This is a genomic window from Anabaenopsis arnoldii (assembly GCF_028331025.1).
Classification (GTDB): domain Bacteria; phylum Cyanobacteriota; class Cyanobacteriia; order Cyanobacteriales; family Nostocaceae; genus Anabaenopsis; species Anabaenopsis arnoldii.
Window position 1 is genome coordinate 1 of sequence record NZ_JAQMUH010000055.1, and the last position, 14,087, is coordinate 14,087.

Annotated in this window: 16 protein-coding genes; 6 read left to right on the plus strand and 10 right to left on the minus strand. The window is 42.0% G+C overall.

The annotated features are described in order from the left end of the window. Window positions 1-153: 153 nt before the first annotated feature. On the plus strand, window positions 154-645 hold the full coding sequence (locus PN457_RS04320) for a DUF1499 domain-containing protein (protein WP_271731549.1): 492 nt from the start codon (window positions 154-156) through the stop codon (window positions 643-645). 38 nt (window positions 646-683) lie between these two features. Here the strand turns inward: PN457_RS04320 and map are convergent, their stop codons facing one another. Next, window positions 684-1,448, minus strand: a complete 765-nt coding sequence (map, locus tag PN457_RS04325) for a type I methionyl aminopeptidase (protein WP_271731550.1) — start codon at window positions 1,446-1,448, stop codon at window positions 684-686. After that, window positions 1,445-2,443 (minus strand): Gfo/Idh/MocA family protein, encoded by a 999-nt coding sequence (locus PN457_RS04330; RefSeq protein ID WP_271731552.1) that lies wholly within the window; start codon window positions 2,441-2,443, stop codon window positions 1,445-1,447. Before PN457_RS04330 ends, map begins: the two co-directional genes overlap by 4 nt. A gap of 285 nt (window positions 2,444-2,728) precedes the next feature. Between PN457_RS04330 and PN457_RS04335 the strand changes: the two genes are divergently transcribed. Beyond that, on the plus strand, window positions 2,729-3,040 hold the full coding sequence (locus tag PN457_RS04335; protein WP_271731553.1) for a ferredoxin: 312 nt from the start codon (window positions 2,729-2,731) through the stop codon (window positions 3,038-3,040). Window positions 3,041-3,141: 101 nt separating this feature from the next. Next, window positions 3,142-3,441 (plus strand): ferredoxin, encoded by a 300-nt coding sequence (locus tag PN457_RS04340; protein ID WP_271731554.1) that lies wholly within the window; start codon window positions 3,142-3,144, stop codon window positions 3,439-3,441. Window positions 3,442-3,493: 52 nt separating this feature from the next. Here PN457_RS04340 and PN457_RS04345 read toward each other — a convergent pair whose 3' ends face one another. Continuing rightward, window positions 3,494-5,092, minus strand: coding sequence for a SpoIID/LytB domain-containing protein (locus tag PN457_RS04345; RefSeq protein ID WP_271731556.1), 1,599 nt, complete (start codon window positions 5,090-5,092; stop codon window positions 3,494-3,496). 212 nt (window positions 5,093-5,304) lie between these two features. Between PN457_RS04345 and lepB the strand changes: the two genes are divergently transcribed. After that, window positions 5,305-5,877, plus strand: coding sequence for a signal peptidase I (gene lepB, locus PN457_RS04350; protein ID WP_271731557.1), 573 nt, complete (start codon window positions 5,305-5,307; stop codon window positions 5,875-5,877). Window position 5,878: 1 nt separating this feature from the next. Here the strand turns inward: lepB and PN457_RS04355 are convergent, their stop codons facing one another. The 4 genes from PN457_RS04355 to PN457_RS04370 form a co-directional block, all read right to left on the minus strand. Continuing rightward, window positions 5,879-6,409, minus strand: coding sequence for a ComEA family DNA-binding protein (locus PN457_RS04355; RefSeq protein WP_271731558.1), 531 nt, complete (start codon window positions 6,407-6,409; stop codon window positions 5,879-5,881). A 14-nt stretch (window positions 6,410-6,423) separates the two neighbouring features. After that, entirely contained in the window at window positions 6,424-6,798 is a 375-nt protein-coding gene (locus PN457_RS04360; protein ID WP_271731571.1) for an NINE protein, read from the minus strand. Between the two features lie 72 nt (window positions 6,799-6,870). Further along, window positions 6,871-7,356, minus strand: a complete 486-nt coding sequence (locus PN457_RS04365; RefSeq protein ID WP_271731559.1) for a GNAT family N-acetyltransferase — start codon at window positions 7,354-7,356, stop codon at window positions 6,871-6,873. A gap of 34 nt (window positions 7,357-7,390) precedes the next feature. Continuing rightward, window positions 7,391-9,235 (minus strand): bifunctional serine/threonine-protein kinase/formylglycine-generating enzyme family protein, encoded by a 1,845-nt coding sequence (locus tag PN457_RS04370; RefSeq protein WP_271731560.1) that lies wholly within the window; start codon window positions 9,233-9,235, stop codon window positions 7,391-7,393. A 1,006-nt stretch (window positions 9,236-10,241) separates the two neighbouring features. Here PN457_RS04370 and PN457_RS04375 point away from each other — a divergent pair. Beyond that, window positions 10,242-11,330 (plus strand): glycosyltransferase family 4 protein, encoded by a 1,089-nt coding sequence (locus tag PN457_RS04375; protein ID WP_271731562.1) that lies wholly within the window; start codon window positions 10,242-10,244, stop codon window positions 11,328-11,330. A 77-nt stretch (window positions 11,331-11,407) separates the two neighbouring features. Here the strand turns inward: PN457_RS04375 and PN457_RS04380 are convergent, their stop codons facing one another. The 3 genes from PN457_RS04380 to PN457_RS04390 form a co-directional block, all read right to left on the minus strand. Next, window positions 11,408-11,674: a DUF3143 domain-containing protein gene (locus PN457_RS04380; protein ID WP_271731564.1), complete on the minus strand. Its 267-nt coding sequence runs from the start codon at window positions 11,672-11,674 to the stop codon at window positions 11,408-11,410. 27 nt (window positions 11,675-11,701) lie between these two features. Next, on the minus strand, window positions 11,702-12,241 hold the full coding sequence (locus PN457_RS04385; protein ID WP_271731566.1) for a J domain-containing protein: 540 nt from the start codon (window positions 12,239-12,241) through the stop codon (window positions 11,702-11,704). Between the two features lie 154 nt (window positions 12,242-12,395). Continuing rightward, the gene (locus tag PN457_RS04390; RefSeq protein WP_271731568.1) at window positions 12,396-13,418 is read right to left on the minus strand and encodes a tetratricopeptide repeat protein; all 1,023 of its coding nucleotides are present in this window, start codon (window positions 13,416-13,418) and stop codon (window positions 12,396-12,398) included. Window positions 13,419-13,802: 384 nt separating this feature from the next. Between PN457_RS04390 and PN457_RS04395 the strand changes: the two genes are divergently transcribed. Next, on the plus strand, window positions 13,803-14,087 hold a 285-nt coding region (locus PN457_RS04395; protein WP_271731569.1), incomplete at its 3' end, for a MerR family DNA-binding transcriptional regulator.

A 14,087-nucleotide genomic window follows, 5' to 3' on the forward strand; every position in this document is an offset into this window, starting at 1 on the left:
GAGATGAGAATGCTGCTAAGAACATAGAAATGGTCGGCATGGGGCATCGGCACGACCTAAAATGGACAGGGAGTGACTGTAAGACTGTTTCGGCAGCGAGTTACTGTGAACTGTCAAGAATCACCGACCTTCAAGGTCGGTAAATATGTCAACATGTCTTATCTGCTAGCCAATCTCACCCACAAACTCCTGCGGCGGATCACTACGGTGATTCTCTGCACCGTCATGACTGGTATAATCTTTACCGGCAATACCTGGGCTGATACTTCCACCTTAGGAGTTAAAAATGGTCAACTTAGTCCTTGTCCCCCCAGCAATAACTGTGTTGTCAGCCAAAATCCCGATGCTAAACACACTATTGACCCCATCACCTATCATGTAGACCGAGACACAGCCAGAAAAACCTTACTTAAAGTCCTCAATGTTGTTCCCAGGACAGAAGTGATAGAACAGACAGATAATTACATTCATGCTCTTTCCAAAAGCCGGATTTTTAAATTTGTCGATGATGTAGAATTTTATTTACCCAGTGATGAACCAGTGATTCATACCCGTTCTGCATCTCGTGTGGGAGAATCGGATTTAGGTGTCAACCGCAGACGTATAGAGCAAATTCGTTTAGCTTTGCAAGATTTAAACATTTAATCTCAGGGAATCCCACAGCTTAAAGCCGTGGGACTATCTCAATCAGCCCGAGTCAGAATTTCTACCCCCGTTTCTGTGACCACCAGAGTATGTTCACATTGGGCGGAAAGTTGGCGATCGCGAGTCACAGCAGTCCAACCATCACTAAGCACCTCAACCTCCCAAGTACCGACATTAATCATCGGCTCAATAGTAAACACCATACCTGGTCGCAGACGTTTACCCTTCCCCCTAGTCCCATAGTGGGGAATATCTGGCGCTGTGTGGAAAATATTACTAATCCCGTGTCCCACAAAGTCCCGCACCACAGAAAACCCTTGTGATTCAGCATACTCTTGAATAGCAGCGCCAATATCCCCAATTTTTGCCCCCGGTTTAACCTCAGCAATACCCAGACGGCGACATTCTTCCGTCACCTCCACTAAATGCTGCGCCTTGGGGGAAGGAGTACCCACAAAGAAAGTTTTAGACGTATCACCATGGTAACCATCAACAATCAGTGTGACATCAATATTAATAATGTCCCCGTTTTTCAGGACTTGCTTGGCGTTAGGAATACCATGACAGACCACCTCATTTACACTAGTACAAATTGACTTAGGATAACCTTTATAACCCAGAGGTGCGCTCTTGGCTCCGTGGGCTTGTGTCCAGCGTTCCGCTTCATCATTCAATTGCAGAGTACTTACCCCCGGCTTAACCATGGGTTCCAGGTGCTGTAATAATTGGGCCGCCAAGCGTCCAGCTTGACGCATTTTTTCAATTTCCCGTGTAGATAAAATCACAATTGGTTGAGTTTTCATAAATTTTCGTCGGCTGAATCTTTCATAAAGATAGTTAAACCCGTCTGTGCAGCTCTTTGGATAGCATCAGCCACCTGAAGGACATATAAACTTTCTTCTGGGGTGACGTACAAAGGAGTGCCATAAAAAAGATGATCTAACACCATATTTGTATCTTTAGCAAATAAACCCCGACGAGTGCCAACTTCTATAGGTGTTTGTCCCCCAGACTTAATCAACACTCCCCCATCGCCATCAAAAATTAAACCACCCTTTTCGCCGTGAACTTCTAGTTTCCGTTCTGCTTCCCAAAGGGTTTCACCTTTACCATAAACAACTTGTGCTAACAGTCCATTTTCAAAGCACAGTTGACTAATACAGAAACAAGTTTGATAGTAGTCCGCTTCTGTTTGCCAATATCGCTGATGACAGTTGACTGCCAAGACCTTACCAAATAAATTGGTGAGACGATGTAACCGAGATAAAGCGCCAATTAAAGGAAAACCAAACAATTCATGGTTATAAGTCCATCTGCGGGGTGCCGGATGCTGTGGGTTAATGGTGCTGTAGCGCACATAAAAAATATCGCCAACTTCACCTAAGTTCTCCCGTACAGCTTGATGTAAGCCACCTAAAAGTTCTATGTGTTCAACGTGTAAGAGTTTATTTTGGGATTTGGCTAGGGTGATTAACTCCTCAGCTTCCGTCACATCTACAGACAAAGGATATTCGACAATTACGTGTTTACCTTGTAAAAGTGCCGCACGAGCGATCGCACCATGATCGCGGTTAATTGTCGCAATCACCACCAAATCAATATCTTCACGTTCTACTAGTTTTCCCCAATCACTTAACACTTCTGTCTGATATTTTTGGGCAAAGGCGGCTGTATTTTCTGGCTGATGACCTGCGATCGCTACTAGATTGCTTCGCTGATCACCAATCAATGCTTCAGCCCGTAATTTTGCTGCATATCCCGTACCAACTAAGCCTACACGCACTTTTGCTGTTTCCAAAGCTGCCTTATGAATTATACATGATCCTTACAGTTGTGTTTTTGCTCCTGGGCTGAAGGTACGATATTTGCACCCCGGAACAGGAAACACATAAAATAAACTTATATTTATTTAATAACTAAACTTCATTACTAATCGGGGTTGATTTTGAGTTCAAACCGGCAATTTTTCCCGTAGTATCAGAATTGAAGCAGTGGAGAACCGGCGGCTCATCCCATAAAGATAGCCTTATGCTTCAATTCAGGATCACTTATACTGCCGTTCAAATTAAGAGAGGATAACTCAATGGCTACTTACAAAGTCACATTAATTAATGAAGCCGAACGCTTAAACACCACAATTGACTGTGACGACGATACCTATATTCTCGATGCAGCCGAAGAAGCCGGTATTGACTTGCCCTACTCCTGCCGTGCTGGTGCTTGCTCCACCTGTGGTGGTAAAATCGTCAGCGGTACTGTTGACCAGTCTGACCAATCATTCCTAGACGACGACACCATCGACCAGGGATATGTCTTGACCTGTGTTGCTTGCCCAACTTCAGACTGCACAATTGAAACTCACAAAGAAGAAGAATTACAATCTGCTATGTCTTGATCTGTGTTGCTGACACAGCCTCAGACTGCACAATTGAAACTCACAAAGAAGAAGAATTACAATCTGCTTAGTACGCGCTATCAACAAGAGAGGATAACTAAATGGCTACTTACAAAGTCACATTAATTAATGAAGCTGAAGGCTTAAACGAAACAATTAACTGCGACGAAGATACCTTTATTCTCGACGCGGCCGAAGAAGCTGGTTTTGACTTGCCCTTTTCTTGCCGTGCTGGTGCTTGCTCAACCTGTGCTGGTAAAATTGTCAGCGGTACTGTTGACCAATCTGATCAGTCATTCCTAGACGATGAGCAGATTGAAGCCGGATATGTGCTCACCTGCGTTGCTAAACCAAGTTCTGACTGTACCGTCGAAACCCACAAAGAAGAAGAGTTGTACTAAGGGTTCACCGTGTGACATACTCCTGCAACAGCAGGAGTATGCAGGAGTAAAGCTAAAATTGGATGTTAGTATTAAGAGTTTGAATTTGAGTACCGGGGTAATAAAATTGTAAAATTTGCGAATTTGACCAACCTAATTTAGCTAAATTTTGCGCCCCGGTCTGACTTAAACCAACCCCATGGCCCAGTCCACCACCAATAAAAGCATATCCCCATAAATCTGCTGTACCTTTATTGAGGGGTTCTATATAAAACAGGGTACTTCTGGGAGCAGCAAAAGCGCTACGAATCTCGTCTTTCTCCAGGGTAAAAGTGCCGATATCTGTCTTCACCCTCAGTTCCAGAATCCTCCCACTGCGACTACGCTTGACTATAGACATAGCCTCAACGGTGTTAAATTTGGCATAGGGACTATTTTTGATTTCCAGGAATCTTTGTAACAGTCGGTTAATATCATCAATGGGAGTCTCTTTGTGCCAACGAAAGGTATTCCAGGTACTTTCGTTAAATCCTTCCCGGCGATTAATAAACTCACGAAAGTTGGTTTCATCAGCTAAACTCTTTAAAGATAAATCCCACAAGTTGGTCGCAGCATCTACTACCGGGCGCAAATAAGGACGATCTTCACCATTCCAAACATCACTAAAGTAGCCAGTAACGCCCCCGGTAGTGGAAGAATACAGGGCATCCACTAGCTGATTATTATACGTTAAAACCATCCCCCTGGTAGCGGCGATCGCTTGATCGGTACTGGGTGCGGTTCCACTCCAACCATAATAAACTTGACAGTGAGTATCCGCACACAATTGATAGTTATCAGTGACAAACCTCCGCAAATTCCTTAAAGCATAAGTGCGGGCGAGAATTGCTTGGGCTTCTACCGCTGCAGTGGGCGCATTTATACCAATTTCGTGAGGTACAACCCCACGCAAATAGCTTTCTAAAGCTACTTCATTCACTAAAGTATATGTACCATAGGCGTTGGGCTGTAAAGTCAGTCTTCCTGGATATAAACGATTATTTTCCAGTTTCTCCCCTCTTCTGACTCGAATTAATTGTTTATTTGTGCTAATTTCTAAATGATTTGGGCTGTAACGCTTGCCGTTGACTTCCCAAGTAACTCTGGGTACTTCTGGTAAAATCTTAGTGTCGATATATGCCATCTCCTTTCCAGCAGTCCGCACACTCTGGAATAGTAAACGTCGCAGTAAGGGAGTATTATAAACATCCCGTTTCGCCCAAACTTGCCACCTTTCCGGTTGGGCTATTTCCACCTCTATTCCCCGGGAACGCCAACTTTTGGCACTGTCTTCTGCAGTTTCAAAGGTGCGGTACGTGCCTAAAACTACTACCTCCTCCACCTCAAGCTTCGGTAAGGACTCCATGACTGTTTCTAGCTTGACTGGGTTTTGGGTAACTAGGGTTTTTTCCTGATTACCTGCTGTAAATCTTAGCTGTAAGCGATCGCCTGGTGTTGGTTCCAGTTGCAACTTAACTTGAGGATCCTCCCCAAATCGTTGCACAATGCCAATTCTCAGTTCTAAATCCTGATTTTTGCTCTCAACAGCTGAAGCACCCGTCAAGAAAACCAAGGAAACTGTTGTCAATGCAGTGCCGGAAAAACGCCATAACCTAGACTTCATAGTAGTCATCTGATTCTTACCAATGCCAAAATACTAACCATTACTCAAATTTTCCTCATGTTTCCACCTTAATCTAGAAATTAATAGACCTTTTATGCTTAGAAAAATTGTCACAATTATTTTAGGTGCTGCAACAAACAGAGGTCTGTGTGAAAACATGACTTCCCAAACCTGAAGCCTTTGCTATATTTGTCCCACCATTTAAACTAGCTCAAATCTTTATGAATGTTCGCGAAAGTGATACCAAACCAGCCACTACCTCATCAAAAGGATGGAGCAGTTGGCAAGAAAATTTAACTCTCATAGCCATCGCCCTATGTTTAGCAGTGATCATTAGAATATTTATCGCCGAACCCCGCTATATACCATCAGACTCCATGGTACCTACCTTACATACAGGCGATCGCTTAGTGGTAGAAAAACTCTCATACCGTTTTCACCCTCCCACCAGGGGAGATATTATCGTTTTTCAGCCCCCAGCAGAACTACAACGCCGGGGATATCCCCAAGACCAAGCCTTTATTAAGCGCATCATTGGTATCCCTGGTAAAATCCTCAAAGTCAGTAACGGTCAAGTTTACCTCGACAGTCAACCCTTAAAAGAAGACTACATTGCCGAACCCGCAAATCAGCCATTTCCCCCCGTACAAATTCCACAAGATCAATATTTTGTCATGGGAGATAACCGTAACGATAGTAACGACTCTCGCTACTGGGGTTTTTTACCCAGACAAAATATCATCGGTCGCGCAGCATTTCGCTTTTGGCCCCTTGATCGCATAGGCTTAATTTGACTCAAAACCTGAGAAAATACATCAGCTTGGCGATGTCCTCACCCGGTAGCTCCAAGCGCCGCTGAAAATCCGCCAAGTTCGGGTAACTCCCAGCTGATAGACGATTTTGGACTATCGCCTCCGCCAGAGACACATCCATCCAGGGAATTTGCAATAATTGCTCAACGGTGGCAGTATTCAGATTAACTAACTGGTGAGGATAATCTAGAGATTCATTATCATAGTAAATAAAACTCAGTAGCGGCGCTAATGGTTCTAATCGCTGTATTGGCATAGCTAAAGCCGCCGCCACATCTTCAATACAATAAAATTTAACACCAGAGCGCGAAAGTTCCACAAGCGATCGCGCTTGGTGAATGGACAGACCAGGTAAGCGTAACCAATCGTCTACAGTTGCTTGATTAGCATCAATGCGAATTCCCAATTTTACCGCCAGACCAATTTCCTCCCCGGACTGTAATCGATAATAAGGGTCATTGAGGAGTTTAGCGCGGAGTTTTTGTAACTTAGGGTTTAAAGGTAGCCAGTTCATATTTGTTGCTGACATCAAGAAATTTGTTCTAGCAGCTGGCGGCGCTTTTGCTCAAATTCGTACTCAGAAATCAATCCATCTTGGCGCAGAGTATCCAACTCCCGCATAGCCTTAGCCATATCTTGTACCTGATTACCTGTAGAAATGGGATTATTCACTGCTGACCTACCCAAATTAAAATGACGATCAAAAGCCCCTTCATCCTGTGCCAAATACCACACCGCCTCAATAGCACTTGCTATCTTAGGGATAGGTGTCCAGGAAAGCAAAACATACAACACACCCCAAAAAGGTTGTCCCAAATAAAACTTATGTAACCCTGAAATAGTCAGCGTACCGGATAAAGCCAAAATAGCGGCAATGCTGCGACTTTTGCGTTTAGTTAACATATCTCCCATCCACCTAGCACTAGCACTTTCTACAGTCAAGTTTAAACCCAAATAAGTGGTTTCCAGAGAACTTTACCAGCTATATCTCAAAATTACGTCTGATAAATCATGGGTTTTACCCGGACAAATATCAACAGCCTCACCTAAGCGCAAAAAACCATAATTTTCGTAAAACGAGATAGCTGCAAAATTATCATAATTGGTAAAAACCCACAGTTCTTGAAATTTAAAACTCCCTGCATACTCGATTAACCTATCCATCATCATTGTTCCCCGTCCTTGTCTGCAAAACTGTGGACGCAAGCCAAACCATCCCATCCACACAACATGAGAGGGGCTATCACTTAATTGATAAAGACCCATAACACCGATTGATTCAGCCGCCAACTTAGCAATATATACCTCCCAGAAACTAATAGTGGCATCATGCTGGCCAATACCACACCACCTCAACATAGCTAAACTAAATTGATCCCCAAACTCCAACTCTTTTAAAAGCGGAATAAAATCTACAATATCTGTCGTTTGAATAATATTCAGACATTGATTATTAGACATACAAATTATCAGGTACAGTCATATTAATCACAATTCATGGAGAAAATACCACGCGAAAACCGCAGATCCTCAAACCACCATCAGACTCATTCCAGCTACGACTAGCGCTGCGACAAAGTTCGGCTGCAAAATTCCAAGAACCCCCACGCAATAGGCGACGATGAAAGTCACCACCAGCCTCCCACACACTACCATCCCCAGGCGCGCCACAATAGTTATTATGCCAAGTATCACCACACCACTCCCACACCTGCCCATGCATATCATACAATCCGAAGGCGTTGGCGATGCCAAAACTGCCCACATCGGTTGTTTCCTTGCGGTATTTGCTTTTTACATCCATACCATAACTATCCCCACTACAATTAACTAAATCAGTGGTAATCATTTCGCCAAAGTGGTAAGATGTAGTAGTTCCAGCGCGACAAGCGTATTCCCATTCAGATTCACTAGGTAACCGATATTTACGTCCGGTTTTTTCTGAGAGTCTAGCGCAGAATTCTACAGCCTCGTACCAAGATACGTTTTCTACAGGCCGATTAGCTCCTTTAAATTTCGAGGGATGTGGGTTTAAGCTTTGTTTGACTTCAGGTAAACCCGTTACAGCTTTCCATTGACCTTGAGTTATGGGAAATTTCCCCATAAAGAATGGTTTGAGAGTAACTTTGTGTTGAGGGCGTTCGTCAGCATCTCCTTCAAATTCAGGGGAACCCATCATAAAACTACCACCGGGAATTAAAACCATTTCCAGTGTGACTATTTCGTTTAATTTTTCGGTAAAAAATTTAGCCGTGGGTAAATCGCGGTTGACTTCTCTACCTGCTGTATCTACCGTCACTACTTCAAATTTAAAAGTTTGCAAAGGCGGTAATGAGGGTTTTATTTGTTTTGCTAGGGATGGTAATCGAATTAATTGAGGTAAAATAATTTCGCTAATTTTTGGTTCAACAACAGATTTTTTACTATCCTGTAAATCTTTTAGCACTTCCGAAGCCGATTGATATCTTTCACTAGCTAGATGTTTCAACAATTTATTTAAAATACGGCTTAAGTCATCGTTGATATACATCCCTTTTTTCCGTAATTCTTCTTGCCATAACCAATTACCATTCATGGCATCATAAAGAGGATCATGGATCTGTCCATAGGTATTTTGTATTGGTAAACATTGGGTTAACAGACGCACACAAGTTACACCCAAAGCATATAAATCACTCCCATGACAAGGAAATCCAGCCATTTGTTCAGAAGGAGCATAACCAATGGTATAAATAACCGTCGCCTGTCGAGCTAAGGTTGTTTGTGTTACCTGCTTCGCACCACCAAAATCAATTAATACGGGTTTACCGTCACTTTCGCGGCGGATAATGTTGTCTGGTTTGATATCTCTATGGATAACGTTAGCACCATGAATAAATTGGATAACTGGTAATAAATCAGTTAAAAGTTGGTAAATTTGCTCTTCACTAAAAGGTTTTTGCTGAACCTCTTCTAACAGAGTCTTACCTTGTATAAATTCTTGCACAAGGTACAAACTAGAACCTTGTTCAAAATAAGCTAATAATCTCGGTATTTGAGTATGATTTTCTCCGAGTTCATACAACCGAAATGCCTCTTCTTTGAAAAATTGTGCTGCTTTATTACGTTGGATTGTTCCTTGAAATTGAGGAAAAAATTGTTTGATGACGCAAGGAGCATTTAGTCTATCTACGTCTTCAGTTTCATAAGTTCTGCTAAATCCACCTTCTCCTAAAAGCCTCAATACGCGATAGCGATTCCTCAGAAGTTTGCCAAAGTTACTGTGTCCGCAACTCATGCAAAATCTATTGTCTTCAGGGTTGAATGGATTAGAGCAATTGGGATTTTGGCAAATTTGCATAATGAGGAGGGAATAGCATCTTATCCAAACTTAGCCCCAATAATATCAAATTCAGAATACGTATTTAGAACAGTAACCTTGAATAAAATTGCCTATGCATATATACTTTTATGGCAAGATAGAAATGCATAAATTTTATAATTTTATTCTGTTTTCTGTTATAGTTCCTATTTAAATAGGCTTAGTCTTGAAATGAGATATTTTGATCACAACAGCAATGATATTGTAAAGGGCTTGAATTTGTCAAGGGTGCTTTATTTTGTTAATTCTGTACATAATGCCGGTTATTTTTTGTGATCAAAAGCAGAATACTCACACCATTGATATCAGCCTGCAATTATTTTCTGCAGCGACAAAAAATTCTCTAAGTAGGTTGTTATAATCGCTACAAATACTCTTGATAACCGAGCGGTTCCAGTCTAACTGTTTTTTTTGCGATCAATATAGTCATCCTATTTGACTTGAAAAATTATCAGTGAGGAAAGGGAACACACCGAACAGGGAACACACCGAACAGAAATTGTTCATGAATCATTTAGGATTGCTATATCCACAATGTGTTTTTAATACCATTAAACCTTAACATTGTCAATGGCATAATTTCATACTTTTGGGGGATGACAACTGGAATTGTACCCCTACCTATGGGAGAAGGATAGATAAACTCTCTATTACTATAGGCTGGTGTGAAGAAAAATAACAGCATAAAAAAAAATATCAATAAGTTATCTAAATAAATTGAATTTTGCCGAAAAAATCTCTGTTTTGAGCAACATTTTCCAGAAAATTATCAAAATTTGATTCCTGATATTTTAATCATCTATAACTTAGTTCCTCTTCTGAATAAAGCAATATTTCCCTACTAAGGTAGAAAGCAAATATAGGATATGAAACATACAATCTAAATTAATGTGCTTATTAAAAAGTACTAATCAAAGCCTTTATAGGCACTTATGAAACAGCACACAGATATGTCATTTTCATCTGATTTTGCAGGAGTTATGTAATGCGAATTGCTCAAGTTGCGCCATTAGTCGAGAGAGTACCACCTCTAGCATATGGGGGTATAGAGTTAGTCGTAGGACTACTAACCGATGAATTAGTTAGACGGGGACATGAAGTGACGCTATTTGCTTCGGGAGATTCTATTACCTTGGCGAAACTAGTATCAGTTCATCCCCGTGCTTTACGTCTCGACCCGGAGGTCAAGGAACCTAATATATACCAAATGTTACAACTAGGCTTTGTCTATGAGCGAGCTAAGGAGTTTGATATTATTCATTCCCATGTGTGCTGTTCAGCATTACCCTATGCCAATCTGATTAAAACACCCACGGTTCACACCTTGCACGGGATTTTTACCCCTGATAATCAAAAAATGTTTCAATATGGTAAACATCAACCTTTTGTGAGTATTTCCCAGTCCCAGAGGGAACTCAGATTAGGGTTAAATTATGTAGCAACGGTTTACAATGGGATTGATGTTAATAGTTATAAGTTTCATCCCCAACCGGATAATCCGCCATACTTGGCGTTTCTAGGTCGGATATCTCCAGAAAAGGGTACACACCTAGCGATCGCCATTGCCCAAAAAACCGGTTGGCATTTGAAAATTGCTGGTAAAATAGATGCAGTTGACCGAGAATACTTTGAGCAAGAAGTCAAGCCACACATAGATGGTCAACAAATTGAGTATCTTGGAGAAGCGAACCATACCCAAAAAAATGCTCTCATGGGGGGTGCGGTAGCAACTCTTTTCCCCATCACTTGGCGAGAACCTTTTGGGTTAGTTATGGTAGAGTCAATGGCAGCAGGTACACCGGTAATTGCCATGAAACTAGGGTCAACTGTGGAGATCATTAAACACGGAAAAACAGGTTTCCTTTGCAATAAAGTTGCAGATTTTATTGAAGCTATTGATCAGGTAAAGCAGTTAGACCGCTATGTTTGCCGAGAGTATGTTAATCAGCACTTTAGCCTACAACATATGACCGATGGTTATGAAGCAGTTTATCACCAAATTCTCGCCGGACAATCTGCTAAACATGGTCAAATCCCAGATGTAGTTAGTCTGGATATGAGCAGTAATTGCTAAGATGGTTAATTTTTAGGTAGTTGAGCATGGATATGTATTTGAACCCATGACCAATTACCTACCCTTAAAGAAGAATCTTACGGACCAGAAAACACAGCTTGTTCTATATCTTCACGGCTGAGAGAATATTTAAACGAGCGTTGGATATCTTGCTCATTTTCGCCAGATTTGATATACCTGACTGTAATTTGCTCAATATCAAGCCAGAGTTCAGCTCGCCAACCCGGGCGTTGTACACGCCAACAATGTAACTGGCTTTCATCCTGTTGACAGCCTTGGTTTCTGAGCCACTCCTCAATTTGTGGTAGCGGATGACTATATAAAGGTGTATCTGCACTAAGCATAGGAAAATTAGAAAAACAACTAAAAATTTACAAGTTTAAATTAATCTTCATTTCTGCGGGAGTCGGGAGTTGAGAAATGTGGGTAATCTGTGGTTGGCTAAGTTGGGTAGGTATACTCGTTTCACCACGAATAACAGCAACAGCGATCGCGACCAACACACAACCCACAAGGGTTAAGACCAAGAAAAATAATACAAAAATTTCTCCTGCTGATAGGGGGCGATCGCTAGCATCGAGATACATGGACTTTGAGAAATCGTAGGGTTTACCCACCGGATGGTTTAAATCCGTTGGTGCTTGAATTACCCCAAACCGGGAATAGCCGATTTTCACATCATAACTTAAACGCCGTTCAGGATTACTGAGAGTAGCGTAAGCTTCGTTAATTTGCTGAAATTTAGCAGTAGCAACTGTAGCAGGTAATTCTGTAGTATCTGGATGATACTGTTTACTCAGTTGCAAATAAGCCCGCCGAATATCAATAACCGATGCCGAGGGATGCAATCCTAACAGGGCATAATAGGTTATATTCTTGCTGATTTGTCGGTGTTTCCCGTTTTGACTCACGGCTGTGATTCACTCTGGTCAAATTCAGTTTTTTATATTCTAAAACTTTTCTGGGCTTTGCTGAATCCGCATAGTCCATCCATATAGCCAAAAACAAGGTTAATTCCTGGCATATGGCTATATTTGAACCCCTCCTGAGTCAGGAGGGAATAAATTACAGAGCATCCAAACACTGCTGGATCTTTTTCAACAGTGGCTCAGAGGCGATCGCTTGGGCTAAATCCTGAGCATTGTGATAGTAACTGAGGGCTAACTTTTTGCGTTTAGTCCTAGCGTAAAATTGACCCATACTCAGCAGCGCGGAAATTTCTCCGAGAGAATCGCCAACTTCTTGATAAATGCCGATCGCCTGCTGATAGTATTTCATAGCTTGACGGTGATTCCGCAAGATACCGTAGGTAAAACCAATATTATGTAGGGTTGTCCCCTCCCCTGCGCGGTCATTCATAGCCCGACGAGCCAACAAAACCTGATAGTAGAGTAACAGAGCCTTTTTAGGTTCTCCCAAATCACCATAGACAGAAGCAATATTATTTAAAGTAGTAGCTTCGGCCACCACATTTTTCACAGCGCGTTGAATCGGGAGTGCTGCTTGGAGAAATTCTAAAGCTTGCTCATACTGTCCTAATGTGCTGTAAACATAACCAATACCATTGAGGGTAGTTGCTTCCCCAGAAAAATCTCCCAGTGAGCGACGCATAGCCAAAATTTGGTACTGTAGCAACAGAGAGCGCTTAGGTTCTCCCAACTTAGTGTAAATCAGTGCCACATCATTGAGAGTAGAAACCTCGGCGGGAATATCTTGTAAATCTCGAAAGATGTCTAACCCCTCGTGAAAATACTCTAGCGCTCGTGACAATCGCCCCAGACGGCTGTAAGTAGAACCCAGATTACTCAGTGCGATCGCTTCAGATCGCCTGTTCCCGATTTCCTCAGCCACTAAACGCGCTTGCTCAAAACACTCTAAAGCTTGTAGAGGTTGACAACAACTCAGATAAGCCAAACCAACATCATTCAACGTATGGCCTTCCCTAGCTCTGTCTGGGATAGATCGAGCTAACTGTAAATTCTCCGTGGCAAAATTGAGATATTCTTGAAACTGGCCTTGCTGGTAGTAGCGGTTAGCTTGGTTACGGCGTTGTTCCCATTCTTGGACTCGATTAAAAGCTTGCGTCATCTGACCCCGGTTACACTCTGCGATGAATTGGCAAGGGTTGGGAATGCACCCTCAAGAGGTTTCCCAATATTGAGTTAGTGGTTATTTTCTCCCTTTAGAGATAAAAAGTAAATAGAATTGCAATAAAAAAATATATCCTGAGAAATAACACTGATGACTGGGGAATCAGCTGACAAAAAAGAGTATAAAGAATACAAGTATGGGTTTACCCGTGGTTATCTGTCGTTAATTACTGCTGACGAATCCACAGAGCCAACCCACCCCCACGACCGCGAGCTGCAATCAAATCAGGTGTAACCAAAAAGAAAGCAAAAAAAGGCTAGCCAATAGCTAGTTATTTGCTAATAATAGATTATATATGCTGATAAATGCTAAGATAGTGGTATGGCTTATGTACCACTACGAGAAGCAGTCAAACAACTGGGACTGCACCCACACACTTTAAGGAAGTACGCAGACAATGGCAAGATCGAAAGCATCAAAAACGAAGCAGGACAAAGACTTTTTAACGTTGAATCCTACCTCCGTGGTGCCACTAGAACTTCCATTGTCTGCTACTGCCGAGTTAGTTCAACCAAGCAACGAGACGACCTTGGTAGACAAATCGCCTATATGCAATCACTCTACCCAGAAGCCGAAATCATCAAAGATATCGGCAGTGGAATCAAC